Below are 26,675 nucleotides of genomic sequence, written 5' to 3'. Positions count from 1 at the left end.
GCACATCTACGCGGCTCTCTGACCTGGGACCAAGGTGTCGAGATGGCGCATCACACTGCCATCCGCCTTGGCACAAACATGGACGTCTACTTCTGCGACGCAGCCAGCCCCTGGCAACGCGGATCCAACGAGAACACCAACGGCCTACTACGCCAGTACTTCCCCAAGGGCACCAACCTCTCCACCTACACCGCCGACGACTTACGCGCGGCAGCACACGAGCTCAACGAACGCCCACGGAAGACGCTCGACTGGGACACCCCCGCCGAGCGCTTCGCTAAACTGCTGACTACTGAATAGACCACCCGGTGTTGCAACGACCCCCAGAAACCGCCCTATCGTGGGCCCAGTTTCCGGGCCCGGGCCCGGTCGCTAGAGACAGGCGGGTCAGGCGGCGCGCACCTCGATCTCGCCGGGGGCGGCTCCGTCGCTGCCGAAGACGAGGCGGCGGTTGGCGATCTTGTCGGTGAAGAACCGGTCGTGGCTGACGACCACAACGGCACCGGGAAAGTGCACGAGGGCGCGTTCCATCACCTGGGTGCTCGACATGTCGAGGTGGTTGGTCGGTTCGTCGAGCAGCAGCACCGAGGCGCCGGAGAGCAGGCACTGGGCCATGGCAACGCGCGCGCGCTGACCGCCCGAGAGGTTGCCGATCTTCTGCTTGAGGTCGGCTTCGCTGAACTGGAACATGGTGAGAAAGCGGTTGACCGACTTCTTGGTGGCGGTCAGGGCGAGGCTGCCGGGCATGGCGTTGACGGCGTGACTGACCGTGTCGCTATCGTCGAGTTCGGCCAGGATCTGGTTGTACGAGACGACTCGGGCGCCGCTGGCCCAGGCGGCGTCACCACGGTCGGCGGTTTCCTCGCCGGTGAGAACCCGCAGCAGGGTGGTCTTGCCGCTGCCGTTGCTGCCGAGCACGACGATGCGGTTGCCGCGACGCACCTCGAAGCTGAGGTTCTCGAACAAGAGCTTGTCGCCGTAGCTCTTGGCCAGGCCGTCGACCCGGCAGAGCACGTCTTTCACGTGCAGGTTGCCGTAGATCTCAGTGATGATCTGGTCGACCGGGCGCGGCGTGCGCGACTTCTTGATGTGGGCGAGCTGGTTGCCGAGCTGGCGGCTCTCGGCTTTCGCGGCTTCGCGGCGGTCAGCGATGCCCTCGGCTTCGAAGGCGAGCAGCTCGGATTCGTGCACGAACTGGGCCTCGAGGCTCTTGAGCCGAAACTGCTTCTGCACGATGTATTCGCCGAAGTTGCCGGGGTACTCGTGCAGGTGAAAGTTCTCGACCTCGATGATGCGGGTGACGACGGCATCGAGAAATTTACGGTCGTGCGAGACCACGATGGCGGCGCCCTTGAAGCTCTTGAACCAGGCTTCGAGCCACTCCACGCCGGCCACGTCGAGGTAGTTGGTGGGCTCGTCGAGCAGCAGCACGTCGGGGGCTTCGAGCACGATCTTGGCCAGGGCGGCACGGTTGCGCCATCCGCCGGAGAGCTCGTCGATCGCGCAGACCCGGTGCGCCTCGTTGAATCCGAGGGTGGTGAGCGCGGTGTCGATGTGGCGTTTGTAGTCCCAGCCGTCCAGCCGGTCCATCTCTTCGAACAGTTCGCCCTGGCGGCTGATCAGCCGGTCGAGTTCGGCGCCGGCCGAGGAATCGAGGGCGATCGCCGCGTCGATCGCGGCGAGTTCGGTCTCGACGGCCTTCACAGCCACGAACAGCTCGTCGAGCACCTCGATGATGGTCTGCGCGCCGTTGAGCTCGGAGAACTGCGAGAAGTAGCCGACACGAATGCCGTCTTCGAGGGAGACCTCACCGGTATCGGGCGAAACCTGGTCGAGGATGAGCTTGAGAATGGTGGACTTGCCCGAGCCGTTCTTGCCGATCAGGCCGACCCGGTCGCCGGGTTCGAGGCGAAAGAACGCTTCGCGCAGAATCTGCGTGTTCTCAAAGCGGATGCTGACATCGTTCAGCCGAATCAGACTCATGCGTGTTTCCTCTCGGGGCGCGGGCATCCGCTCGTAAAAAACCCCAGCCCTCAGTGTACGTGGCGGGGCCTGCGCGGCCCGGTGGTGCAGCGCCCCGGGCACGCGATAAGCGGATGCCGCGGGCGCGCCGGCGGTCGCGCATCGCTGGGAGGATGTTTAGGGGCCAGTCTGTTCCGGGCCGGTGCCGCCGGATTGGAACGACCCGTCGGCTTTCCACACGGCGTCCCAGTTGATCGGGGTGGTGGAGGCGACGCCGGCGTCCGACCAGTAGTCAAGCGTGCTCAGCCAGTACAGGCGCAGGCCGGTCGTGGGAAAATTGCTGTCGGGAACGCAGGTGGCCAGGTGGCCGATCTCGCTGCCGAGCGCGACGAGACAGACCATGCCGGACGTGGTCCGGGCGGCGTAGATGGCGACCGATTCTGACGGGGCAAGGTAACCGGGCGGAGCGCCCAGCAGTCGAAAGGAGTCGACGACGAATCCCTCGGGCACCGGGTGGTTCGGCACGTCGGCCGTAGCCTGGGGCAGATCGAGGCGGGTGAGCGCGGGCGCGCGCGTTCCCGTCGTCGTCGGCTCGGCCGTGGCGGTCGGAATCGGGGCCGCGCTCGTGCCGGAATCCGTGACTTGCGCACCAGCCACCGCCCCGATCGCCACGGCCGCGATGAGACTGGCCGTGACGAGCAGGCGGCGGCGGTTGATCAACGGTTGCGGGTCGCCAACTTCGGCCTCCGCTTCGGTTGCGGTTGTGGTTTCGGTTTCGGTGTCGTCGAGCGTGACGCGTGGTTCGGCGCGTCTAGGCGCTGATTCGCCCCCGACGATCGCAAGCGCGCGCTCGAATGCCGCGCGCTCGAAGCGGATTTCGTCGTCCAGTTGCGCCAGCTGCTGCGCCGCCGCCGCATTGTTGACGGCGTCACCATCGACGGCGAAGATGCGGCGCTGAAGTTCGCGCCGGCGCGCGGCGGGAGCGGCTGTTCCGGAAGGCGATGCCTGGTCGGGGTGTGCCTGCCACCAGAGCACATCGAGCACATCATCGGTACCCGCATAGGCGGCGCGCACCGCCTCGAGGAATGACGGGTCGTTCGTTGCCCGCTCATAGTCACTGTCGAACTCCGCGTGCGCCACCGAATCCCCCGATCGTCGTGGGTGTCAGCTTGGCACAGACACTGCGGTTCGAGCCGATCGGCGTTCCCAGCGAAGTTGTCGCGCCGTCGAAAGCGGCTCGCTGCCGAATATCGCTCGCGCGCGCGACGACGCGGCCGCGTCAAAACGACGGGACACGGATGGGTCACGCGATCCAGGCAGCACCCCGGGCACAGAAAAGCCCCTGCGTCCCGGTGGGGAGTAGGGGCTCGTGGGGCCGGCCACGGGACTTGAACCCGTAACCCCCACTTTACAAGAGTGGTGCGCTACCAATTGCGCCAGGCCGGCATGAGACCGAGGGCCTCGAAAGACCATCCTAAATGATTTCGGAGCCACCTCGGGCAACGGCGAAGCGGATGCGCGCGACGCGAGCCGCCGCATCCGTTCTGCGGAGCCTTACCCGCCGGGGGTCGGGGTGGGCGTCGACGTGGAATAGGTCTCGCCGAGGGCCTGCTGCACGAAGGAAGCGAACTCCTTCGGGTCTTCAAGCGAACCGGTGTACGGCTTGCCGTTGACCAGAATGGTCGGGGTTCCGATGATGGACTTCATCGAGGAGTTGGGGATGGGGCCGTCGAGCGCGCGGTCGGTGGCGGCCTTGACCCACGATTCGTAGGTGCCGTCGTCGATGCAGGAATTGATGCTGGAGCGGGCCGTGCTGACGCCCGCTTCACTGACGACAGCTTTGATCTCGTCGTTACTGCGGCCGGGCGACGTCTCTTCCGGCTGGTCGACGAACAGGGCGGAGCTGAAGTCGAAGAAGTCGTCGGGCGAATAGTTGGCGACGCAGGCGGCCGCATTGGCTGCCCGCAGGGAGTATTTGGTGCCGGCGGACTTGCTCGTGAGGATGGCCACCGGGTGGATTTCTACCGTCGCCGCGCCGGAGTCGACCCATTGCGCGATCTGCTCGGTGTTGGCCTCTTCGAAGTCGCCGCAGAGGGGGCACAGGTAGTCGACATAGATGCGGATGTTCGCAACGGCACCGGTCGGATCGGGTTCGGATGGCCGCGGCTTGGCGTCGGGCTGCAGCGCCGGCGTGAGCACGGTGACCATGCCCTCACCGATCAGTGCGCCGTCGCTGGCCATGTTTTTTGGGCCCGGACCGGCCGGTTTGATTGAATTCACAATGATCACGGAGACCAGAACGATGATGGCGATGGCGGCGATGCCGATGCCGCCCTGCAGGAATACCTTGTTGCGGCGATCCTTCTTCTTCTGGCTGACTCGAAGCTGCTTCGCCTTGACCCGCGCGGCATCACGCCGGCGGTTCTTTGAGGGACTGCTGTCGCTTGGTCCGCCAATAGTCATGAAGAATCGCTTTCGAGAAGGAGGGGGGGGGTGCGTGAAGGCACCCTTGGAATAGTAGGTCCCCTGACTGGGAAACGACCAAACGGGGAGACCCACACCGGGGCATCCGTCATGCAATAATGGGAAGGTCGTGCGCTTACGCGCGCGACGCAAATCCTATTCACAACGGATCGTCCGGCACGTTCCTGCCGGTGAAGGAGAAATAATCATGGCTTCAGTGACCTTTGACAAAGCAACCCGGCTCTACCCCGGGTCCACTCGACCGGCTGTTGACAAGCTCGACCTGCAGGTCGCCGATGGCGAATTTCTGGTTCTGGTCGGCCCGTCCGGCTGCGGCAAGTCCACCTCGCTGCGAATGTTGGCCGGCCTCGAAGAGGTTAACGAGGGCGACATTTTCATTGGTGAGCGCAACGTCACCGACGTTCCGCCGAAGGACCGCGACATTGCGATGGTATTTCAGAACTACGCCCTGTACCCGCACATGACCGTGGCCGAGAACATGGGCTTCGCACTCAAGATCGCCGGCATCAACAAAGACGAGCGCGCCGCCCGCGTGCTCGAAGCCGCCAAGCTGCTCGACCTGGAACCCTACCTCAGCCGCAAGCCGAAGGCGCTCTCGGGTGGTCAGCGTCAGCGCGTGGCCATGGGTCGCGCCATCGTGCGCCAGCCGCAGGTGTTCCTGATGGACGAGCCGCTATCGAACCTCGACGCCAAGCTGCGCGTGCAGACGCGCACGCAGATCGCGTCGCTGCAGCGCCGCCTCGGCGTCACGACCGTCTATGTGACCCACGACCAGACCGAGGCACTCACCATGGGTGACCGGATTGCGGTACTGAAGGACGGCATCCTGCAGCAGGTCGGTTCGCCCCGCGACCTGTACGCGAAGCCGCAGAACGTGTTCGTGGCCGGTTTCATCGGTAGCCCCGCGATGAACCTGTTCCTCGCGGACACCGTCGATGGCGGCATCAAGTTCGGCACCGCGACCGTTCCCGTGCAGCGTGAGACCCTCGCCAGCTCGACCGGCAAGAAGGTCACCGTTGGTATTCGCCCGGAGGACATCCAGATGTCGTCCACCGCCGGCGATGGCCTGCAGATCGAGGTCGACCTGGTTGAAGAACTCGGCGCCGACGGCTACCTCTACGGTCACTCCACGATCGAGGGCAAGCGCACCGACATCGTCGCTCGCGTCGATGGCCGCTCGCACCCGAACGCCGGCGAGACGGTGTATCTCACGGCCACACCGAACCACCTGCACGTGTTCGACGCCGAAAGCGGACTGCGCCTCGGCGGCGCCGTCACCGACTAGCCTTCGACGCCTTTCGGCCGGCTGGATGGGGCTCACCTCCTCCAGCCGGTTAGGCTCACACCATGAGCGGTTCCCTCAACATCACGTCGGCCACGGCCGACCCTGCCCTCCTCGACCTGCCGTGGCAGCTGCCCCTCGACGCCTGGCCGAATGAGAACATCGCCTCGCTGCCCAAGGGTATCTCCCGCCACCTCGTGCGGTTCGCGCACCTGAGCGGGCGGGTGGTGGCCATTAAAGAAACCACGAGCGAGATGGCCAAGCGCGAGTACGACATGCTGCGCACCCTGGCTCACCTCGAGATTCCCTGCGTCGAGCCGGTTGCCGTCATCACGAACAGAACGGATGCCTCGGAGGAGCCGCTCAATTCGGTTCTGGTCACGCGTCACCTCAAGTTCTCCCTCCCCTACCGGGCCCTGTACTCGCACGCTTTGCGCCCGGATACCGCCACCCGGCTGGTCGACGCTCTCGCAGTGCTGCTCGTGCGGCTGCACATGATCGGCTTCTTCTGGGGCGATGTGTCGCTCTCGAACACCCTGTTCCGGCGCGATGCCGGGGCGTTTGCCGCCTACCTTGTCGATGCTGAGACCGGGCAGTTGTACTCGGGCGGGCTGTCGAACGGCCAGCGGGAGAACGACCTCGAAATTGCCCGGGTGAACATCGCCGGCGAGCTGATGGATCTCGAGGCCGGCGGCCGGGTTGCCGATGAGCTCGACCCGATTCGGGTCAGCAACGGGATCGTCGCCGCCTATCGCCTGCTCTGGAAGGAGCTCACCGGTTCGGAGTCGTTCTCCGCCTCCGAGCGTTGGCGCATCACCCAACGGGTGCAACGCCTCAACGACCTCGGTTTCGATATCGAGGAACTCGCCATCAAGACCGACAGCACCGGTTCGAGTGTGCGCATTCAGCCGAAGGTCGTCGACGCCGGGCACCATCAGCGCCGGTTGTTGCGCCTGACCGGCCTCGACGCCGAGGAGAACCAGGCCCGTCGCCTGCTGAACGACCTCGACTCCTATCGGGCCGCCTACGGCTCGCAGGGTGCCGATGAGGAAATGGTCGCGCACGAGTGGCTCGTGCGGGTATTCGAGCCGGTGGTGCGGGCCATTCCCGAGGAGCTGCGAGGCAAACTCGAGCGGGCCCAGGTATTCCACCAACTGCTCGATCACCGCTGGTATATGGCGCAGAACCAGTCGCGGGACATTCCGCTGGCCGAGGCCGTGACCTCGTACGTGCAGGATGTACTGCGGCACCGCCGCGACGAGGCCACCGTCATCGATCCGCTCACCGGAGCCATCACGCTGCCCATTCGCACGCAGCTCGAGGATGACACCACGTCCGCAGACCCGGACGACGCCGACGACTGGACGCTGAAGGTCTAAGTTCCGTTCAGTGCGCTTCCCGAGCGTCCGGAGGCGTCCATTTCGGACTGGGCCCGGGCCCCGTCCACGGGCCCAGTTAATAAACTGGGCCCCGGGTCACAAGGTGGGCCCAGACGGTGTGAGGCTCGCCCGGTCGGTGGGCGCGGGTATCCACTGCCAGTTCAGGCGCGAGGAACGTCGTGCTGAATCATGAATTCGTAGAAAAGTCGGGGAGAAAAGGCCGTGTCCCAGTCCCAGCGGTCAAAACTGAGCACTTCCGGACGCAGGAGATTTTCTCGATTTTTCTCGGCGATGACAACGTCGCCCGGGTGTCGGTCTCCCAATGTTGCGCCCCGGGTGTACTTGATCTTGCCGTCGAATTCACCGATTTTACGCACGCCGGGCCAGTAGAAGTCGACCCAGTAGTCCCGGCCCTGAACGACGAAGCGCACCTGGAGCTCGGGTATCTCGAAGCCCAACTCGTGCATGCGCACTCGGCTCATCGACTCGCCGGGATTGGCAGAAAGCAAAGTCGAGAAGTCTATGACCCGACGCACCTTCGGGCCTCCCCGTCTCGGATGCACAATCGCTAGTTCCGCGTAGAGGTCCTCCTTCGAGAGGGCCGGTGCACCGGCGACACCCTTCCGGCGTTCGTTCTCGGCGCGCTCCCCCTCGAGGCGCAGGGCGTGGTCCATCATGGTTACACCGACGAGAAAGCTCGAGGTTGCCGCCACATCGATGAGGGTGCGCGCGAGTGTGGTGGCGGCGCATCCGTTGATCGTGACCGGCTCCGGCTCGACCACGCTCCTATGGCTCGTGGTGAAGCGGGCGCTGCTGCCCCCGGCCGTGTCGTTATTGATCGCGTGGACGACTTTAGGCCACGGTCCGATGATGGGCAAATTGTGCAGCGCTGCCGCGGAGAGATGCGAAAGAAGAAGCGGCTGCTCGGCCGTGACCACGGTCGCCCGAACGAACAGCCGGTACTGATCGTCGCTATTGGCGCCACGCCAGGTCGCTCCGAGTGAGTACACCCCACGACGGATGCGCACCAGCTCACCATTTGCAAGCAACGCGCGCACGGCACGGGTATTCAGGCCCGCTGCCCACAGGGACTCAGCGAGAATCAGGCCGTCGTTGTGAGCGTTGGGAACATCCAGAATCTCAAGCATGGCCAATTGTCACCGTGCCCGAACAAGGGATGGCGTGACGTCTACTGATCTGTGGAAAGCGGGCCGGAGCATCCGCTGTGGAGGAGGGGAACCGGTTTGAACGTTCACGCAAACGCGATGGATACCGGGCTCACCTTATAGCCCCGGGCCCAGTTTATAAACTGGGCCCGTGGACGGGGCCCGGGCCCCGTCCGTAATGCGGGGGCTAGGAGAGCTTGGCGGCGGCCTTGGCCTGCTTGATCTGGGCTCGGAGACGGGCCACCTCGTAGAGAGTGACGCCGGCGGCGATTCCAGCGTTGAGCGACTCGGTCGCCGCGCTGATCGGAATCGAAACGATCGCGTCGCACGTCTCGGTAACGAGGCGGGACAGGCCCTTGCCCTCGCTGCCGACGACGATCACGATGGGGCGCTCGGCGAAGCCGATGCCGAGGTCGGGCAGCGACACGTCACCACCGCCGTCGAGACCGAGCACGAACACGCCCTGCGCTTTGAGCGCCTTCAAGGTCTGGGTGAGGTTGCTCGCCATGGCGACGGGTGTGCGAGCCGCGGCGCCGGCGCTGGTCTTCCAGGCCGAAGCTGTGACGCCGACCGAGCGACGCTGCGGCACGATGATTCCGTGGCCGCCGAACGCAGCGGTCGAGCGGATGATCGCGCCCAGGTTGCGCGGGTCGGTGATGCCGTCGAGGGCTACGAACAACGGCTTGTGGCCGCGGCTGATGGTGAGTTCGAGCAGCTCCATGGGGTGTGCGTACTCGTAGGCGGGAACCTTGAGCGCGAGACCCTGGTGCACGGCATCGCGACCGGCGAGACGGTCGAGTTCGGGGCGCATGACCTCGAGAATGGGGATGTTGCGGCTCGTCGCCATGAGCAACACCTCTTTAACGCGCTCATCCATTTCGATGCGCGCGGCAATGTAGAGGGTCAGCGCGGGAATCTTCGCGCGCAGCGCCTCGAGCACCGAGTTACGACCGGTGACGATCTCGTGCTCGTCGATCTGCTTGGCGCGACGCGTCGAGGATCCGCCGCCGCCGGTGTTGCCGGTGCCGCGCTGGGGGGCCTGCGAGGCTCCGCGGGCGCCACCGCGAGGCGTGCCGCCGCGACCGCCGGCCGAGCCGCCGCGGTTGGCGGAGGCATCCGCTGCCGGACGGGAGTTGAAGCCGCCGGCCGCGGTGAACCGTTCGGCCGCCGCCTTGCGCTTGCCGGCGGGGTGGTACGGACGGTCTTCAGCCTTGGGGGTGGGCTTTTTGCCCTCGAGTGCCTGACGGCCCTGGCCGCCGGAGCCGACCTGGGCTCCGCGGCTGCCCTTGCGCACCGCTCCGGTACGCGATTTGCGGTCTAGATTCTTCATCAGTCAAAGCTCCAATGGGCACCCGACGGGGTGTCTTCGATGGTGATTCCGGCGGCGACGAGTTCGTCCCGGATTCGGTCTGCGGCCGCATAGTCGCGGTTTTCCCTGGCGAGGGTGCGGTCGCCGAGCAGTCGCTCGACCAACGCGCTCAGGGCCACCATGGCCGGTTCGTCTGTTGCCACGGCCCAGCCGGGCGACAAAGGGTTGATTCCCAGCACTTCGCTCATCGCGAGTACTTCACTGCGAGCGGATGCCGCAGCGTGAAGGTCTTCGGCATCCAGCGCGGCGTTGCCGGCGCGCACGGTGTCGTGCAGCACGCCGAGCGCCTGCGGAACGGCAAGGTCGTCGTCCATGGCCGTGGCGAAATCTTCGGGCACGACCTCGACGCCGCTCCCGGCGAACCGGGTGCCGGCCAGCCGGCGGTCGGCGCGGTCGAGAAAACTCTCGACCCGCTCGAGGGCTGCTTCAGCCTCGGCGAGCGATCCGTCGTTGTAGTCGATGGTGGAGCGGTAGTGGGCGGCGCCGAGAAAATAGCGCACGACGATGGCGCGGGCCTGATCGAGCAGTTCGGCCGCGAAGACCGAGTTGCCGAGCGACTTGCTCATCTTCTGACCGTTCACGTTGACCAGCCCGTTGTGCACCCAGTAGTTCGCGAAGTCGCTGCCGGCCGCGTTCGACTGCGCCAGCTCGTTCTCGTGGTGCGGAAACCGCAGGTCGAGGCCGCCGCCGTGAATGTCGAAGTGGTCGCCGAGGTAGCGGGCGGCCATGGCTGAGCACTCGATGTGCCAGCCGGGGCGGCCTCGGCCCCACGGCGAGGTCCACGCGGCCGAGGCCGGCTCGCCCTTTTTCGAGCCCTTCCACAGGGCGAAGTCGCGGGGGTCGCGTTTGGCGCGGGGGGAGGAATCCGTTGCCGCCTCCATATTGCCGGGCGACTGGTGGGTGAGGGCGCCGTAGGCCGCCCAGCTGGCGCTGTCGAAGTAGACGTCACCGGACGCGTCGGGGGCGGCGTAGGCGTGGCCCCGCTCGATGAGGGTGGCGATGATGGCCTGCATCTCGGAGATGCTCGCCGTGGCGCGCGGCTCGTAGGTGGGCGCGAGAATGCCCAGGCGCTGGTAGCCCGCGGTGAATTCGAGCTCGTAGCGGTAGGCGAGGGCCCACCACTGCTCGCTCGAACCATTCGCGTTGATCAGGATCTTGTCGTCGATGTCGGTGACGTTGCGCACGAAGGTGACGTTGAGCCCGCGGTAGCTGAGCCAGCGGCGCAGCTGGTCGTAGACCAGGGCGCTGCGCAGGTGACCGATGTGCGGGCTGGACTGCACGGTGGGTCCACACACGTACATCGAGACCTGACCCGCTTCGAGGGGGACAAAATCGCGCAAGGCCTGGGCCTTCGAATCGTACAGTTGCATGGTCACGCCTCCCAGTTTAGGTGAGGGGTCTGACCCGGCCCGGGCGCAGCAGAGGCCGCAGCAGAGGGCGCAGCGGTCGGCGCAGCAGAGGGCGCAGTAGTCGGCGCCGGGTAGAGCAGCGCGGTCGCCGTCGCGGCAATGCCTTCGCCGCGACCCGTGAAGCCGAGCGCATCCGTTGTCGTCGCGGCGAGATTGACCGATGCCGAGAGGATACCGGCGAGTCGCGCTTCGGCCTCAGCCCGACGGGGCGAGAACTTGGGCCGGTTGCCGATGATCTGCACCGAGACGTTACCCACGAGGTAGCCGGCGGCACGCACCAGGCGCACGGTCTCGGTGAGGAAGACATCGCCGTGGGCGCCGCTGAATCGGGGGTCGGCCGTGCCGAAGACGCTGCCGATATCGCCGAGGCCGGCCGCACCGAGCAGGGCATCACAGATGGCGTGGGCGGCGACATCGCCGTCGCTGTGTCCGCTCAGGCCCCGCTCCCCCGGCCAGTACAGGCCCGCCAGCCAGAGTTCGGTCGCAGCGTCGGGCTCAGTGTCGTCGGCGAAGGCGTGCACGTCGAGGCCGGTGCCGACGCGGGGAAGAAGCGGCGCCGCTGCCGCGTGCAGTAGCAGATCGGCCCGTTCGAGGTCTTCGGGCGTCGTGATCTTGAAGGCGAGCGGATGCCCGGCAATGACCGTCACCGGATGCCCGGCATCGGCGACGAGCGCTGCGTCGTCGGTGAGCGCCTCGAACCGGCCGTTCGCCGCAGCCCAGGTGCGGGCGGCCTCGAGCATGGCGCGCGGGAACCCCTGCGGGGTCTGCACTGCGGAGAGTTCGGAACGGTCGACGGTGCCCAGGATGGCTCCGGAGGCGGCGACGCGCTTGATGGTGTCGACCACGGGCAGGCCCGGGATGATGCCGTGCCCGGTGGCGCGCACGGCGGCGACGACCTGGTCGCAGAGCGCTGCGGGTGTGAGGGCGCGGGCGGCGTCGTGCACGAGCACGACCTCGATGCTCGGTAGCAGGGCGCTCAGGCCGTGGTCCACCGATTCCTGGCGGGTACGTCCGCCGGCGACGATGGTGATGGTCCCGGCCGGGTCGGGCGTGACGCTGGCCGCTGCGGGGCCGGGCCCGGCCGACGCGGGGGCCCCGTTGCGGGCGGCGGCGCGGGCGGCGAGAGCGTGGGCATCCGCTACCCGATCGCCGGGGACGACGACGACGACCTGCACCGATTCGTTCATGCCGAAAATGGAATCCAGGGCGTGGTCGAGCAGGGGGCGCATATGCAGCAAAACGAATGCTTTGGGTTCGGCGTGGCCGAGGCGGGTTCCGCTGCCGGCAGCGACGACGATGACGGCGACCGTGGGCGCTGCGGGTGATGCCGGGGAAACAGTCATGACTTGAGGGTATCTATCTGGGGATCAGGCAATGGGAGACGAACATGCAAAAGGCGGCACCTTGCGGCGCCGCCCCTCACGAAAAGAAGTGGTTAGGAAGCGAGGACCTCGTCGAGAACAGTGGATGCCTTCTCTTCGTCGGTTTTCTCGGCGAGGGCCAGCTCGCTGATCAGAATTTGACGAGCCTTGGCCAGCATGCGCTTCTCGCCGGCCGACAGTCCGCGGTCTTGGTCGCGGCGCCACAGGTCGCGCACGACCTCGGACACCTTGATCACATCACCGCTGGCGAGTTTCTCAAGATTGGCCTTATACCGGCGAGACCAGTTGGTGGGCTCTTCGGTGAACGGTGCGCGCAACACTTCGAAGACCTTGTCGAGGCCTTCTTTGCCGATCACATCGCGCACGCCGACCAGGTCGATGTTTTCGGCGGGAACCTCGATGGTGAGATCGCCCTGGGTGACATTCAGCTTGAGGTACAGCTTCTCTTCACCCTTGATGATGCGAGTTTTCACCTCGGTGATCATCGCAGCGCCGTGATGGGGATATACGACGGTTTCGCCAACCTCAAACAGCATGGATGTCATCCCTTCAGCAACGTCTAGGATACCACAGCGTAGAGGTGGTACAGTACGCGCGCCCCCGCGAGGCCCGCCGCCGACATTCGCGCGCCCAAACACGCCGCTAAGCTAGTGACAAAGCGAATTTCTGCAGCGCGCCGAGCGCTGCTTCAGTAGTGGAGGTCTTGTGAGAGCGCGCATCGCTGCATCCGTTGTATTGGCGGCTGGCATTCTGTTGGGCACAAGCGCGTGCGGGTTTTTCGCACCGCAGGCCACCCTGATTCAGTACAACGCGAGTGACGGTGTCAGCGGCGACGTGGGTGACATTCACATTCGCAACGCCCTGCTGCTCTCGGCCGACGGCGAGCTGGCCAACCTGGTCGTCTCCGTCGTGAACCCGACCGACACCCTGCAGAGCTTGCGCGTGCAGTACGAGTCGAGCACCGGCAAGGTGTCGCAAGACGTTCCGGTCGAGGCCAACACCACGGTGACCTTCGGAACCGACGGCGCGGCCTCGGTGGTTCTGGAGAACATGGACAGCCAGCCGGGTTCGCTGTTCCCGGTGTACTTCCAGTACGGCGAGGAGACCGGCGTCGAGCTGCTGCTGCCCGTGCTCGCCGGAACGCAGGATGAGTATTCGAGCCTGCTGCCGACGATCGCGCCGACAGAGACACCTTCCGAGACTCCTACCCCGACGGCCACGCCCGCCGCGTAACCGTTCTCGCAGAGTTCAGGCCGCCATCCCCTCGGGGACGGCGGCCTGAACTGTGTCTGCGTCGCGAGCTACTTGAAACGGATGCCGCCCCTCGCGCCCGGCAGCCCGGCTCAGGCTTCGAAGCGGTAGCCGAGGCCGCGCACGGTGACGAGCATGACCGGCTCGGATGGCGCAGCTTCAATGCGTGAGCGGATGCGTTTAATGTGCACGTCGAGAGTTTTGGTGTCGCCGAAGTAGTCGGTGCCCCAGACCCGGTCGATGAGCTGGCCGCGGGTGAGCACCCGCCCGGCGTTGCGCAGCAGAAACTCGAGCAGTTCGAATTCTTTCAACGGCATGTTCACGAGCTCGCCGGACACCGTCACGGCGTGGCGCTCCACGTCCATGCGCACCGTACCGGCCGCCAGCATGCTGTCGGCCTCGGTCGCGCTTTGATCCTCGTGACGGCGCAACACCGCGCGAATGCGGGCGACCAGCTCGCGGGTGGAATACGGCTTGGTGACGTAGTCGTCGGCGCCGAGTTCGAGGCCCACGACGATGTCGATCTCGGAATCCTTCGCGGTGAGCATGATGATGGGAACGGTCGAGCGGGTACGAATCTCCCGGCACACCTCGGTGCCCGGAATGCCGGGCAGCATCAGGTCGAGCAGGATCAGGTCGGTGCCGTTCTGGTCGAATTCGCTGATCGCGCTCGGTCCGTCTTCGGCAACGACGACCTCATAGCCCTCACGTTCGAGCAGAAAGCTCAGCGGCTCGCTCAAAGCGCTCTCGTCTTCAACCAAGAGGATGCGTGTCATAGTGTGTCTCCTGCGGCCGCACGGGCGACCGGTCGCGGTTTGTTCGGGCGTGGTTCGATGACGGGCGCTGCCGCCTCGGGGAGGCGGACGGTGAAGGTGGATCCGCTGCCGGGCTGCGACCAGACGCGGATGTCGCCGCCGTGGTTCTGCACGACGTGCTTGACGATGGAGAGGCCGAGGCCGGTGCCGCCGGTGTGCCGGGAGCGCGCCTGATCGACGCGGAAGAACCGCTCGAACACCCGGTCGAGGTCGGCTTCGGCGATGCCGACGCCCTGGTCGGTCACGGTGATCTCGACGATGCCCTTCTGCAGGCGCACGCCGACGCCGACCCGCGACCCCTCGGCCGAGTAGTTCACCGCGTTGGCGACGAGGTTGTGCACGGCCACGGTGAGCAGGGCTTCGTCACCGAAGACGCGAGCGCCGCTCTTCTTTCCGATGACGATGGTGATGCGTTCCGCCTCGGCGACAACCCGGCTCTGATCCACCGCGGCGGCGACGATGTCGTCGACACTGAGATTCTCCGGCTCGGCGAGGGCATCCTGCGCCTGCAGCCGGGACAGCTCGATGATCTCCTGGGTGAGGCGGCCGAGTCTGGCCGACTCTGTCGTCAACCGGTTGGCGAAGCGGCGAACCTGCTCCGGCTCATCCGCTGCCTTGTCGAGCGCTTCGGCGAGCAGCCCGACGGACGCGATGGGGGTTTTGAGTTCGTGGCTGATATTGGCCACGAAGTCGCGGCGCACCTCGTCGAGGCGAAAAGCCTCGGTGCGGTCCTCGGCCAGCAGCAGCACGTAACGCGTGCCGAGCCGGGCCAGGCGCACCCGAAAGCGCATGCTGGCGTCGCCGAACGGGCCGCGGGAGAGCACGAGATCTTCGCTGATCGGTTCGCCGGTCTGCCGCACCCGGCGGGCGAGTTCGAGAAGTTCCGGGTGCACGAGCTGCTGGTTCCAGACCAGGCCGAGGGTGAGCGCGCCCGGACTGGTCTTGATCACATTGTTCGACGGGTCGAGCACGACACCGGCGGTCTCGAGGGCGTCCAGCACCTGATCGATACCGTCGGGCACGGCCGGATTGACGACCTCGGAGGCGCGTCGCCCGTGTCGCTCGGCGACGTGCAGCAGCAGCACGAACCCGGCGCCGACACCGAGCCCCAGTGCCAACGACAGCAACACCAGCCACGTCGATTCCATAATTACAGATTACTGACAGTCTGCGCTCGTCGTTCACAGCGCGCCCGTCCGACGCCCTGTACTTTAGTAAGTGTTCAAGTGTGCGGCACCTGCCGTTAACCTGAATTCGACATCATAAACCGGGGTCATGCTGGCCTCACCGATCGTGCGTGTTCGCGCGGCGAGGAAGGATCACCCCCATGCGCGATGTATTCCAACAGGAACTTGCCGAAGTTCAACAGCGCATCGTTGACATTTCGCGCCTCGTCGCGATCTCGATCGACAAGGCCACCCGCGCGTTCAACGAGAGCGATGTGAGCCTCGCCGAAGAGGCCATCACCGAAGACGAGAAGATCGACGAACTGTCGGTGCAGCTCGACGAACTCGCCATCACAATTCTTGCTCGCCAGCAGCCGGTCGCGCGCGACCTGCGCATCGTGGTCAGTGCGCTGCGCATCAGCGCCTCCCTCGAGCGGATGGGCGACCTCGCCACCCACATCGCCCAGCTGGCCCGCTACCGTTTTCCCGACAAGGTCATTCCCAAGAGCCTGCGCGGCACCTTCGCCGAGATGGGCGCGCTCGACGTGGTCATCGCGAATATGCTCACCGAGCTGCTTACCACCCAGGACCTGCAGCTCGCCGAGACCATTCGCAATGAAGACGACAAGGTCGACGCCCTGCACGTGAGCGTGTTCGAGGCCGTGCTCGGTGAAACCTGGAAGGGTCTCGCGGCCGACACCGTCGACGCGACCCTGGCGAGCCGGTACCACGAGCGTTTCGCCGACCACGCGGTCTCGATCGCCAAGAAGGTGCAGTACCTCGGTACCGGAGCCTGGCACCCGGACGACAACGCCTGATTGCTCACGGCGGATGCAGGTTTGGCGCATCCGCTTGGTGTGGGCGCATGCGCTGTGGTCGCCGCAGCGGATGGCCGCGCCCGGCTTGGTTGGGCGCGCCCGGTCTGGGTGGCCGCGCCCGGTCTGGGTGGCCGCGCCCGGTCTGGGTGGCCGCGACGGTAACGGGCGTAGCGGCTACCCGTTTCGGGCGCGGCCATGACGTGAGTGGTGCGCGAGAGACTCCCGGGCATCCGCTCTGGGCACATTTCACGTGGGGTACGCGACTATCTGGTGCTTAAAGCAGGAAATCCGGATGCCGCGGCTCGACCAATCCCCGTATTTGCGGTCCGACGAGCCGCGCAGCCGGCGGATTTCCTGAACTGGCCACGGCGGCCCGCGCATAACTCCTGCAATATGCATCTGGACAATTGTTCAGCCCCGGAATGACGCGGGACCTGCTGCCGCGGCCGGGAACTTGCGGGAGTTATGCGCGAGCAGCGGCCTGTACGAGCCTGGGGGCAGCTGAGCCGGCGAACCGGGTGGGACGGCTGAGCCGGCGAGGCGGCTGAGCCGACCGACCCCGGTGGGCCGGGTGGGCGGGTGTTCCGGGTGAGATGAGATGGGTGGGGCGGCCGGGCCCGGGTGGGACGGCTACTTCTTGTTACCCTGGGCGGCGACGGCGGCCGCGCCGGCTGCTGCGGCTTCGGGGTCGAGGTACTGGCCGGGGCCGAGCGGCATGAGGTCCTCGCCGAGCTGGTAGACGAGCGGAATGCCGGTGGGGATGTTCAGCTCGGCGATGTCGGCGTCGCTGATGCCGTCGAGGTGCTTGACCAGGGCGCGCAGGGAGTTACCGTGCGCCGTCACCAGCACCGTCTTGCCGGCGCGGAGGTCGGGTGCGATGTCGGACTGCCAGTAGGGCAGCATCCGCTCGACGACGTCCTTGAGGCATTCGGTGCGGGGAAGATCGGGGCCGAGGTCGGCGTAGCGCGGGTCGTGCGCCTGCGAAAACTCGCTCGAGTCGTCGAGCACGGGCGGCGGGGTGTCGTAGGAGCGGCGCCACAGCATGAACTGTTCCTGGCCGAATTTGGCCTGAGTGGCCGCCTTGTCGAGGCCCTGAAGCCCGCCGTAGTGGCGTTCGTTGAGACGCCAGGAGCGCTTCACCGGAATCCACATGCGGTCGGCCTCTTCGAGCGCGAGGTTCGCGGTTTGGATTGCGCGGGACAGCAGGCTGGTGTGCAGCACGTCCGGCAGCAGGTCGGCATCCTTGAGGAGAACGCCGGCGCGGGCGGCTTCGGTCGTGCCCTGTTCGCTGAGGCGAACGTCCACCCAGCCGGTGAACAGGTTCTGCTGGTTCCAGGTGCTTTGGCCGTGGCGGAGAAGGACGAGTGTGTAGGGGGCAGACATGTGCCCACTCTATCGAGGGTGTTCTGCACGCACGGGCACGCCCGGGGGCGAATTCAGGAAAACCCACCGAAACGGATGCCGCCACCCGCGAAAACCACCCCCGAACCGGCAGATCACCTGAATTAGCCACCGAAGACGGGCGCGATCATGGCCGCGAGCTAGTGACCCGGGGTGCGGATGCCGAGGCGGGGCAGGCGGGGGATGTCGGCGACGGATCCGGCCGATTGCGGCACGATGATCTCCTGCGCGGCCGAGATGAAAATGCCCTCGGACTGCACGAAGAGCGTCGACGCGGCCGGAATGGTGCGCTTGATGACCGCGAGCGCGATCGGGCCGAGCTCGTAGTGGATGGCGCTCGACGTGATGGTGCCGACCGTCACGCGCTCGGCTTCTGACTCGGGCCTCTGCCGGTCGGCCTGCACCGGGTCCCCCGGGGCGGGGAGCACACCCTCGGATCCGTCGAGGTGCAGCATGACCAGGCGGCGCGGCGGGTGGCCGAGGTTGTGCACCTTGGCGACGGTTTCCTGCCCGCGGTAGCAGCCCTTGTTGAGGTGCACGGCGGTGCGCAGCCAGTCCAGCTCGTGTGGGATGCTCTTTTCGTCGACCTCGCGAGCCCGACGCGGACGCCAGGCGGCGATGCGCAGGGCTTCGAGGGCGAGGAGTCCGGCGGGGGTTATTTTCGCGGGCGAAGCGGATGCCGCGGCGGGGGGTGAGGCCGGGGTTTTGGCGGCGCGGGCGGGCGTGGTTTCGTCGGCCAGGGTCGGCCAGGGTGCTTCGGCACCGGTTAGAGCGGGCGCGGGGGCGCCGGCGTCAGCCAGGGTCGGCGCGGGCGCGTTGGCATTAACTAGACCGGCTTCGGCCTCGGCTTCGGCTTCGGGCACGGTTTCGGCTTCGGGCACGGTTTCGGCTTCGGGCACGGTTTCGGCTTCGGCTTCGGCTTCGGCTTCGGCTTCGGCTTCGGCTTCGGCTTCGGCTTCGGCTTCGGCTTCGGGCGCGATGCTACCGGCTGGCAGTGCGCCCTCGGCGAGAGCGTCACGCAAAGCGGGCAGGCTCGAGCGCGGAATGAGGGTCTCGGTGTAGGTCCACAGGGTTCCGGGGTGCACCGGGGTTTCGGCGTACTGGTAGCCACCGCGAGCGACGGCTGCCCAGGGGTCCAACCAGGTGAGCGGCACGCCGTTCGGGGCGGCGGCGGCGAGGCCGACGGTGGCGGGGGCATCCGTCATGGCGCCGATCGTGGCATAGGCGAGGGTGTGGTCGACGACCTGGACGCGCAACATGAACTTCATGCGGTCGAGGAACTTGTGGAGGCCGGGCAGCTCGGCGGCTTCGACCAGGAGCCAGGTTTCGACGCCGTCGTCGAGCACGCGGATGGCGTATTCGAGGCGTCCGGTGGGGTCGAGCAGCAGCATCTCGGTGGATTCGCCGGGTTTCACGCTTTTCAGCTCCTGGCTGGCGATGGAGTTGAGCCAGGTGAGACGGTCGGGGCCGGAGACGGAGAGCACGCCGCGGTGGGACAGGTCGACGATGGCGCGTGCGGCGGCGAGGGTGCGCTGCTCGATCATGGGGTTGCCGTAGTGGGCGGCGACGCCGGCGTCGATTCCTTCAGCCTGAACCGCACCGGGCAGGGTCAGAAGCGGGGAGACGGTTGGTGCCTGGTCAGTCATGGCGCTCAATTCTGCCGGCCCGGGTTGAGGGGCGGCTGCGGGGTTCTTCGGTATCAACAGTACGTCTGCACAATTTATTCGGGGGCGGGCAGGGCTGGGTGAGGTGAGGTCGCTGGGCGCACTTTTGGCAACCGGGCCCAGCTTCTATCATGGTCCCGGTTGCCGGGCCCGGGCCCGGAAAGAAGGGGCAGGAACTCCGGGATTCGGGGCGGGCGGCGGGCGGGCGGCGGGCCCCGGGGGCGGGCCCACCTTATAGCCGCGGGGCCAGTTTATAAACTGGGCCCCGGGACGGGGCCCGGGCCCCGTCCAAAAAAGAAAGGCGGGGGCTACTGCACCCGGGCCAGGCGGCCGGAGGCGTGGGTGCGCAGGTCCTGGCCGAGGGCGGCGATGTCCCAGGCCCAGAGCAGGTGATTGTCGACGAGGCCGTAGAGGCGCGTCGCGGCCGCATAGGGCTTGGCACCCGCGGTGCGCAGCACGGCATCCGTTGCGAGGTCTATGCGAGGACCCTTGACCTGCCCGAGATACAACTCAGCGACGCCGCCGGGGTGTACGAGCGTGACCTCAATGTCGAACCCGCCATCACGATTGCGCAACGTTTCCACGGCTGCAGCGGAGGTGAACGGCCGCTCGCCGCTTCCAGGCAGCATGCCGGGCCCCGGGTCGCCATCACCCTGGTGACGGCTCAGCCGCCAATAACCGGTTTCCGTGACCAGCGGGATCCGCTCGTCCGAGAACATCTCGGGCGGCAGCACCGACGCGCTCTCTTCAGCGGATGCCGCGGCGTCCGCTCCGGAAGCGGCGTCCGCTCCGGAAGCGGCGTCGGCGTCCGCTCCGGAAGCGGCGTCCGCTCCGGAAGCGGCGTCGGCGTCGGCTTCGGCGGCGTTCGTTTCGGAGGCAGCGCCCGATCCCGAAGCGGCGTGCGTATCGGCGGAGTTCGCGGAGGAGGTGGCATCTGCTGCTACGGCAGCCTGCGCTCCGGAGGCGTCTGTTCCGGCAGCGTCTGTTCCGGCAGCGTCTGTTCCAGGGGCGGCGCTCCCGACGGCGGCCGAACCGGAGGCATCCGCTTCGGCGGCGTTCGTACCGGAGGCGGACCCGGCGGCGGCATCCGCTGCAGAAGCGGGTTCAAGCCAGGTGTAGGAACTGTAGTTCAGGTGCGGCAGACCGTCGTGGCTGAAGCTAATGCGGTGGCCGAAGGTGCGGCTGACCGATTCATCGCCGATCTTGTATTCGAGTACGCCGGAGCCTTCCCAGACTCCGATCAGCCAGGAGAGTGGAACAAGTTCGGACGGCAAACCGACCGGGAGGTCAAACATGCGGACTTACCGCTGCCCCCGGAACAGCTTGAAAACGACGATGCCGGAAACCCAGGCGATCGACAGGCTGGCGAGCCCCAACAGGCCGAGGAAGAAAAGTTCTAGCGCTAACAGATCCATGCTGCGAGTCTAGTGGGACTGTCAGACCAGGGCGACGATGACGGTCGCCACCACGAGAATGACCAGGGCCCCGGTGACGCTCATCGTGACCCGTTTGACGTAACCCTCTTTGCTGCGGGTAGCGATCTGCAGGCCGAGGGTTACTAGGGTGCAGACGGCCAGGGTAAGACTGATCCAGCCGATCGCGGAGGCCGGAGTGGCCAAAATCGCGGTGAGAACGGCGCCCACAATCGCCAGTACCCACACGGTTGCAATCGTTTTCCAGTGCCAGTTCACGTCTCTATTGTGCCTGACCGCCCGCATTCCATGGCACGCTAGTATGAAATTCGAGATACTTGGAGGGCGCCCGTGGCGCAGTTGTTGATCTTGACCTCGGCGGCCAACAATGACGTACTCCCCGCCCTGGCACTGTTGTCGCACAGCGCGCGGCTCATTCCTGCCCAAGCTGATCAGCTCATCAACGCCCCCGATTCGGACCTCATTCTGGTCGACGCGCGCAGCAATCTTGCCGCGGCCAAGTCGCTCTGCCAGATTTTGCACACCATGGGCAGTTCCACTCCCCTGCTGCTCGTGATCACCGAGGGCGGCCTCGCGGCGGTCAGCCCCGATTGGGGCGTCGACGATGTCATCCTCGACACGGCCGGGCCCGCCGAAGTGGATGCGCGCATCCGCTTGACCGCTGGCCGCCTCGCCCAAACCTCGCCGTCGAACACGATTCGCGCGGCCGGAGTCGTCATCGACGAGGCGAGCTATTCGGCGAAGGTGCACGGCAAGCCGCTCGACCTCACCTATAAGGAGTTCGAGCTGCTGCGCTTTCTGGCGGCGCATCCGTCGCGCGTGTTCACCCGCGAACAGCTGCTGAGCGAGGTCTGGGGCTACGACTACTTCGGCGGCACCCGCACGGTCGACGTGCACGTGCGGCGCCTGCGGGCCAAGCTCGGCGATCAGGAGTCGCTCATCGGCACCGTTCGCAACGTGGGTTACCGGTTCAATGTGCACGACGAGAACGATGAACGAGTTCCGAATTCTTTCCGCGCTTAGTGCAGCGGATGCCGCGGGGCTGGCTTCCTTCCACCGCGTCGCCGCCGCCGCGCTCGCGTTCGACGGGTACGCGCCGTTCAATGAGCAGGCGCTGTATGACCTGCAAGCCGGCCTGCGTACCGCCTATTTGGTGACGGTTCCCGGAATTGCGGTCTCGGCAGGCTCGACCAACGACATTGGGGACGGCGTCGCAGAAAGCGGCGGCGTCGCAGAAAGCGGCGGCGTCGCAGAAAGCGGCGGCGTGGCGGACATGCTCGTCGTCGGGGCTGCGCTCGGCGGACGCGGGGAGATCGACCTCGTGATCCGCCCGGAATATCGGCGCCGCGGCTACGGCCGCGAGGCTGTTCGCGAACTGGCCGCGACCGAACCGAACGGCCTGACCGCCTGGTCGCACGGTGATCACCCGGCGGCCCGGGCCCTCGCGACCGAGCTTCGATTCGTCGCCGCCCGCACTTTGCTGGAGCTGCGGAAGCCGTTGGTTGCCGGCGCAGCGGGGGCGGGGGCATCCGCTCTGGCGGGGGGCGAGACGATCACGGCGTTTCGCGCGGGAATCGACGACGCCGAATGGGTGGCGCTTAACGCGCTGGTGTTTGCGACGCACCCGGAACAGGGCGCGATGACCGAAGCCGACCTCACGGCGCGGCAGGCCGAATCGTGGTTCAACCCCGAGGACTTTCTACTGCTGCGCGATGCCGGCGGCCGCCTGATCGGCTACAACTGGCTCAAAGTTGACGGGGCGATCGGTGAGATTTATGTGGTCGGGGTGCATCCGGATGCCGCTGGCCGCGGACTCGGGCGCGCGCTCATGCAGGCCGGACTGCAGCGTCTGACCGACGCCGGCTGCACCATTGCTGCCCTCTATGTCGAGGCCGACAGCTTCGGCCCGGTGCACCTGTATCGGGACCTCGGGTTCGTCGACCACACGGTGGACGTACAGTACCGGCGCCTGACGGCCTGAGAGCACGGGTCGGCGAGCCGACTGCCCCGCCCGGGTCTGCGAGCTACCCGGCTGCAGCACCTGGGCATAACTCCTGCAGATTCTCAAGGGCCGCCGCAAGTTCCGCGTGATTCCGCGGGCGCAAAACTCTCAGGACGCAAATTGCAGGAGTTATGCGCAAAGAAGAGGGGCTAATTCAGGAGATAGGCCGGCTGCCCGGCCCGTCGGGCCCGAAATCATTGGCACTGCGGGCACCCGCGCCCCGGAATTCCTGAATTAGCCACCAGAAGCCCCGCACCCGCGCCCCGGAATTCCTGAATTAGCCACCAGAAGCCCCGCACTGACGCCTGGAATTCCTGAATTGGCCACCGGCAGCCCCGCACCGGCGCCGGGAGTTTCCTGAATTAGCCACCAGCAGAACCCGCCGGCGACCCCGGCGGCGTAACACGGAGCAAAATACCGAGCCGGCACGCCGAAAAAGCAAGACCTCTGAGAATATTTCGCCTGACGTTCACCCGGTTCGTCGCGGTGACATGACCAAGGATGTCAGGATGGACAGATGGACGGCGAAACTACCCAAGCAGACTCGGGTCTCACAGACTTCGACGACGATTTTGAACCCCTGATCGAAAAACTCGACCCAACTCTGCCCGACGACCGTTACCTCGACCGCGAGCTGAGCTGGCTCGCCTTTAACCAGCGGGTGCTCGAACTGGCCGAGGACGAGTCGCTGCCTGTGCTTGAACGCACCAACTTTCTCGCCATCTTCGCCAGCAACCTCGACGAATTCTTCATGGTGCGGGTCGCCGGCCTCAAGCGTCGCATCCTCACCGGCCTGGCCGTGCCGACCAACGTGGGCCGCGCCCCACAAGACGTTCTGAGCGACATCTCGGCGGCCGCCCACGCCCTGCAGGACCGCCACGCGCTCGCCTTCCAGAGCCTCGTGCGGCCCGCCCTCGCCGCGGCCGGCGTCGACGTCGTCGACTGGCAGAGCCTCGGCGACTCCGACCGCCGCTCGCTGCGCACCTACTTCTCGAACCAGATCTTTCCGGTGCTGATGCCCCTCGCGGTCGACCCAGCACATCCGTTCCCCTATATCTCCGGCCTCTCGCTCAACCTGGCCGTGCGAGTGCGCAACACCAAGACCGGCAAGCAGGAGTTCGCCCGGCTCAAGGTGCCGCCGATGCTGCCGCGCTTTGTGCGGGTGGACCGCAGCGAATCGGTGGAGCGCATCCGCTATATCGCGCTGGAAGATCTCATCGCCAACCAGCTCGGCGACCTGTTCCCCGGCATGGAGATTCTGGAACACCACGTGTTTCGGGTCACCCGCAACGAAGACGTCGAGATTGACGAAGACGAGACCGAGAACCTGATCAAAGCGCTCGAGAAGGAGCTGCTGCGTCGCCGGTTCGGACCGCCCATTCGCCTCGAAATCACCGAGGACATGGACGAGGTCACCCTCGGCCTGCTCGTGCGTGAGCTCGACGTGACCGAGCAGGAGGTCTACCACCTGCCCGCTCCGCTCGACCTCGGCGGGCTGTTCGACCTGCGCATCGACCGCCCTGACCTGCACTTCGTCAAGCACGTTCCCACGACGGCGGCCCAGCTGCTGCCGAGCGAGCCGAACGCCGAACAGGACATCTTCGCTGCGGTCGCGCGGCGCGACGTGCTGCTGCACCACCCGTACGAGTCGTTCGCCACGAGCGTGCAGGCGTTTCTGGAGCAGGCCGCGGCCGACCCGAACGTGCTCGCCATCAAGCAGACGCTGTACCGCACGAGCGGCGACAGCCCCATCGTTGAGGCGCTCATCGCGGCCGCCGACAGCGGCAAGCAGGTGCTGGCCCTGGTCGAGATCAAGGCCCGCTTCGATGAGCAGGCGAACATCACCTGGGCGCGCAAGCTCGAGAAGGCCGGCGTGCACGTGGTCTACGGGCTGGTCGGCCTGAAGACGCACTGCAAGCTCGCCCTCGTGGTGCGCTACGAGAAGGGTGTGCTGCGGCACTACAGCCACATCGGCACCGGCAATTACAACCCGAAAACCAGTCGCATCTACGAAGACCTCGGGCTACTGACAGCGGATGCCCAGGTCGGCAAAGACCTCACCCGCCTGTTCAACGAATTGTCGGGTTACGCGATTGAGAAGAAGTTCAAGCGGTTGCTGGTGGCTCCGCTGCACCTGCGCAAAGCCCTGCTCAAGCAGATCGCGATGGAAACGGCCAACGCGCTCGAGGGCAAGACCAGCGGCATCCGCATCAAGGTGAACTCGATGGTCGACGAGGACATCATCGACGCCCTGTACCGGGCCAGCCAGGCCGGCGTGCACGTCGACGTCTGGGTGCGTGGCATCTGCAGCCTCAAGCCGGGCGTCACGGGCATGAGCGAGAACATCAGGGTGCGGTCGATTCTCGGCCGTTACCTCGAGCACTCCCGCCTGTTCTCCTTTCACAACCTCGGCGAGACGCAGGTGTATATCGGCAGCGCCGACATGATGCACCGCAACCTCGACCGCCGGGTGGAGGCGCTCGTGCGTCTGGTCGACCCGGAACACCTGGTGGAGATTGAGGCGCTGTTCGAACGGGCGATGGACGCCCGCACGTCGAGCTGGTGGCTTGACGAGACCGGCCACTGGACCCGGCACGACGTCGATGAGCACGGCGTGCACCTCAGCGACATGCAGAACAAGCTGATGCAGCAGATCAGTGCGCGCAAACGGCCGGCCGGGCGTCGTTGATGGCTGTTAAATCGACCGATGTGTATGCCGCCGGCGCTGTCTGCTGGCGATTGATCGACGGCCGAATGCACGTGCTGCTGATCCACCGCACGGTGCACGGCGACGTCACCATTCCCAAGGGCAAGGTGGATCCGGGCGAGTCACGGCCCCGCACCGCCGTGCGCGAGGTCGAGGAAGAGACCGGGCTGGCCGTGGCCCTCGGGGTTCCGCTCGGGGTGTCGCACTATGCCATGCCCGACGGGCGCACCAAGATCGTGCACTACTGGGCCGCCGAGATCACGCCGGAAGCGATCGCCAAGTCGACCTTCGTGCCGAACGGCGAGGTCGCCGCCATCGAATGGGTCACCATTAAGAAGGCCCGCACCTATCTGAGCTACCCGGCGGATGTCGAGATTCTCGAGACGTTCTCGTCGTTGGTCGATGCCGGGGTGACCCGCACGTTCGCGGTCATCGCGCTGCGGCACGGTAAGGCCGCCCCGCGCACCGGTAGCGGCCCCGACGCGCGTCGCCCACTCACCGCCCGCGGGGTGTCGCAGGCGGCAAGCCTGGTCGACACGGTCACCGCGTGGCGCCCGCTGCGCATCATCTCGAGCACGGCAACGCGGTGCGTCACGACGGTGGCTCCGCTGGCTGCTGCCACGGGCATCCCGATCAAGCAGACCGATCTGATCAGCCAGGACGCCCTCGAAAGCGGCGAAGCGGATGTTCGCAGCATCGTCGGCAAACGGGTGCGGGCCCGCAAAACGGCCGTGCTGTGCAGCCACGGACCGGTGCTGCCGGAGATCATGCGCGAGATCGCGCTGGCGACGGGCTCGCAGACGTCGACCGCGTTGTTCGACGCGGCCGACCTCGACACCGGCGGGTTCTCGATCGTGCACCTCTCTGCGGAGAACCCGGCCGCGGGCATCCTGGCCATCGAGACGTACCCCGCGACCGCCTGATTTTGCGGCAAGCGTTATCTTGCGTTTACCTTCCGTTTACCAACAGGACGGTGGCGCGTTAC

22 protein-coding genes, 1 tRNA gene and 2 pseudogenes are annotated in these 26,675 nt (G+C 66.3%); 9 read left to right on the top strand and 16 right to left on the bottom strand.

Features of this window, described 5'->3' with window-relative positions; translation table 11 throughout:
• Nucleotides 1-300, top strand: a 300-nt coding sequence (locus BMW72_RS15825; protein WP_139175920.1) for an IS30 family transposase, incomplete at its 5' end; no start/stop codon positions are given.
• A gap of 87 nt (nt 301-387) precedes the next feature.
• On the opposite strand, the gene BMW72_RS15820 is transcribed toward BMW72_RS15825, so the two are convergent.
• From BMW72_RS15820 to BMW72_RS15805, 4 genes are all read right to left on the bottom strand, one after another.
• Complete coding sequence (locus BMW72_RS15820) at nt 388-1,983, bottom strand: ABC-F family ATP-binding cassette domain-containing protein (RefSeq protein WP_092112272.1); 1,596 nt, start codon at nt 1,981-1,983, stop codon at nt 388-390.
• Between the two features lie 156 nt (nt 1,984-2,139).
• Nucleotides 2,140-3,102, bottom strand: a complete 963-nt coding sequence (locus BMW72_RS15815; RefSeq protein ID WP_092112270.1) for a hypothetical protein — start codon at nt 3,100-3,102, stop codon at nt 2,140-2,142.
• Nucleotides 3,103-3,332: 230 nt separating this feature from the next.
• Nucleotides 3,333-3,408 (bottom strand) — tRNA-Thr (locus tag BMW72_RS15810).
• A 108-nt stretch (nt 3,409-3,516) separates the two neighbouring features.
• Nucleotides 3,517-4,425 (bottom strand): DsbA family protein, encoded by a 909-nt coding sequence (locus BMW72_RS15805; protein ID WP_092112268.1) that lies wholly within the window; start codon nt 4,423-4,425, stop codon nt 3,517-3,519.
• Nucleotides 4,426-4,633: 208 nt separating this feature from the next.
• On the opposite strand from BMW72_RS15805, the gene BMW72_RS15800 reads away from it, so the two are divergent.
• Together BMW72_RS15800 and BMW72_RS15795 are read left to right on the top strand one after the other, a co-directional pair.
• On the top strand, nt 4,634-5,731 hold the full coding sequence (locus BMW72_RS15800) for an ABC transporter ATP-binding protein (RefSeq protein ID WP_092112266.1): 1,098 nt from the start codon (nt 4,634-4,636) through the stop codon (nt 5,729-5,731).
• A gap of 62 nt (nt 5,732-5,793) precedes the next feature.
• Nucleotides 5,794-7,107 (top strand): DUF4032 domain-containing protein, encoded by a 1,314-nt coding sequence (locus BMW72_RS15795; RefSeq protein ID WP_092112265.1) that lies wholly within the window; start codon nt 5,794-5,796, stop codon nt 7,105-7,107.
• 161 nt (nt 7,108-7,268) lie between these two features.
• On the opposite strand, the gene BMW72_RS15790 is transcribed toward BMW72_RS15795, so the two are convergent.
• The 5 genes from BMW72_RS15790 to BMW72_RS15770 all read right to left on the bottom strand — a co-directional run bounded on the left by BMW72_RS15790 (nt 7,269) and on the right by BMW72_RS15770 (nt 12,969).
• Nucleotides 7,269-8,255, bottom strand: coding sequence for a hypothetical protein (locus BMW72_RS15790; protein WP_092112263.1), 987 nt, complete (start codon nt 8,253-8,255; stop codon nt 7,269-7,271).
• Nucleotides 8,256-8,460: 205 nt separating this feature from the next.
• Complete coding sequence (gene rlmB / locus BMW72_RS15785; RefSeq protein WP_092112262.1) at nt 8,461-9,603, bottom strand: 23S rRNA (guanosine(2251)-2'-O)-methyltransferase RlmB; 1,143 nt, start codon at nt 9,601-9,603, stop codon at nt 8,461-8,463.
• Nucleotides 9,603-11,018 carry a cysteine--tRNA ligase gene (cysS, locus tag BMW72_RS15780; protein ID WP_092112260.1) on the bottom strand — a complete coding sequence of 472 codons (1,416 nt, stop codon included), beginning with the start codon at nt 11,016-11,018 and terminating at the stop codon, nt 9,603-9,605. Before cysS ends, rlmB begins: the two co-directional genes overlap by 1 nt.
• Nucleotides 11,015-12,394 (bottom strand): 2-C-methyl-D-erythritol 4-phosphate cytidylyltransferase, encoded by a 1,380-nt coding sequence (ispD, locus tag BMW72_RS15775; protein ID WP_092112257.1) that lies wholly within the window; start codon nt 12,392-12,394, stop codon nt 11,015-11,017. The genes cysS and ispD overlap by 4 nt, the downstream gene beginning before the upstream one ends.
• A gap of 92 nt (nt 12,395-12,486) precedes the next feature.
• Entirely contained in the window at nt 12,487-12,969 is a 483-nt protein-coding gene (locus BMW72_RS15770; RefSeq protein WP_092112276.1) for a CarD family transcriptional regulator, read from the bottom strand.
• Nucleotides 12,970-13,138: 169 nt separating this feature from the next.
• On the opposite strand from BMW72_RS15770, the gene BMW72_RS15765 reads away from it, so the two are divergent.
• On the top strand, nt 13,139-13,666 hold the full coding sequence (locus BMW72_RS15765) for a hypothetical protein (protein WP_092112255.1): 528 nt from the start codon (nt 13,139-13,141) through the stop codon (nt 13,664-13,666).
• Nucleotides 13,667-13,776: 110 nt separating this feature from the next.
• Here the strand turns inward: BMW72_RS15765 and BMW72_RS15760 are convergent, their stop codons facing one another.
• Both BMW72_RS15760 and BMW72_RS15755 read right to left on the bottom strand, forming a co-directional pair.
• A complete protein-coding gene (locus BMW72_RS15760) occupies nt 13,777-14,460 on the bottom strand; it encodes a response regulator transcription factor (RefSeq protein ID WP_092112253.1) in 684 nt (227 codons plus the stop codon).
• A complete protein-coding gene (locus BMW72_RS15755; RefSeq protein ID WP_092112251.1) occupies nt 14,457-15,647 on the bottom strand; it encodes a sensor histidine kinase in 1,191 nt (396 codons plus the stop codon). The genes BMW72_RS15760 and BMW72_RS15755 overlap by 4 nt, the downstream gene beginning before the upstream one ends.
• 179 nt (nt 15,648-15,826) lie before the next feature.
• Here BMW72_RS15755 and phoU point away from each other — a divergent pair, with 179 nt between their 5' ends.
• On the top strand, nt 15,827-16,483 hold the full coding sequence (phoU, locus tag BMW72_RS15750; protein ID WP_092112249.1) for a phosphate signaling complex protein PhoU: 657 nt from the start codon (nt 15,827-15,829) through the stop codon (nt 16,481-16,483).
• Nucleotides 16,484-17,113: 630 nt separating this feature from the next.
• Here the strand turns inward: phoU and BMW72_RS15745 are convergent.
• The 5 genes and pseudogenes from BMW72_RS15745 to BMW72_RS15730 form a co-directional block, all read right to left on the bottom strand.
• Nucleotides 17,114-17,866 (bottom strand): phosphoglyceromutase, encoded by a 753-nt coding sequence (locus BMW72_RS15745; protein ID WP_092112247.1) that lies wholly within the window; start codon nt 17,864-17,866, stop codon nt 17,114-17,116.
• Nucleotides 17,867-18,024: 158 nt separating this feature from the next.
• Complete coding sequence (gene ygfZ, locus BMW72_RS15740; RefSeq protein WP_092112245.1) at nt 18,025-19,530, bottom strand: CAF17-like 4Fe-4S cluster assembly/insertion protein YgfZ; 1,506 nt, start codon at nt 19,528-19,530, stop codon at nt 18,025-18,027.
• Between the two features lie 326 nt (nt 19,531-19,856).
• Nucleotides 19,857-20,258 (bottom strand): annotated as a pseudogene (locus tag BMW72_RS19620) (heme-binding beta-barrel domain-containing protein); the annotation flags it as partial.
• A 393-nt stretch (nt 20,259-20,651) separates the two neighbouring features.
• Nucleotides 20,652-20,843: pseudogene (locus BMW72_RS19615) on the bottom strand (heme-binding beta-barrel domain-containing protein); the annotation flags it as partial.
• Between the two features lie 141 nt (nt 20,844-20,984).
• Nucleotides 20,985-21,239, bottom strand: coding sequence for a hypothetical protein (locus BMW72_RS15730; protein ID WP_092112241.1), 255 nt, complete (start codon nt 21,237-21,239; stop codon nt 20,985-20,987).
• Nucleotides 21,240-21,311: 72 nt separating this feature from the next.
• Here BMW72_RS15730 and BMW72_RS15725 point away from each other — a divergent pair, with 72 nt between their 5' ends.
• From BMW72_RS15725 to BMW72_RS15710, 4 genes are all read left to right on the top strand, one after another.
• Nucleotides 21,312-22,004: a response regulator transcription factor gene (locus tag BMW72_RS15725; protein ID WP_092112239.1), complete on the top strand. Its 693-nt coding sequence runs from the start codon at nt 21,312-21,314 to the stop codon at nt 22,002-22,004.
• Nucleotides 21,973-22,962 carry a mycothiol synthase gene (gene mshD / locus BMW72_RS15720; RefSeq protein WP_092112237.1) on the top strand — a complete coding sequence of 330 codons (990 nt, stop codon included), beginning with the start codon at nt 21,973-21,975 and terminating at the stop codon, nt 22,960-22,962. Before BMW72_RS15725 ends, mshD begins: the two co-directional genes overlap by 32 nt.
• A gap of 538 nt (nt 22,963-23,500) precedes the next feature.
• Entirely contained in the window at nt 23,501-25,672 is a 2,172-nt protein-coding gene (locus BMW72_RS15715; RefSeq protein WP_092112235.1) for an RNA degradosome polyphosphate kinase, read from the top strand.
• Nucleotides 25,672-26,613 (top strand): NUDIX hydrolase, encoded by a 942-nt coding sequence (locus BMW72_RS15710; protein ID WP_092112233.1) that lies wholly within the window; start codon nt 25,672-25,674, stop codon nt 26,611-26,613. Before BMW72_RS15715 ends, BMW72_RS15710 begins: the two co-directional genes overlap by 1 nt.
• Nucleotides 26,614-26,675: the final 62 nt, after the last annotated feature.

It is taken from the genome of Cryobacterium luteum (assembly GCF_900110125.1).
Lineage (GTDB): Bacteria > Actinomycetota > Actinomycetes > Actinomycetales > Microbacteriaceae > Cryobacterium > Cryobacterium luteum.
The sequence above is the reverse complement of the archived record's forward strand: the minus strand, read 5'-3'. Positions and strand labels throughout refer to the sequence as shown.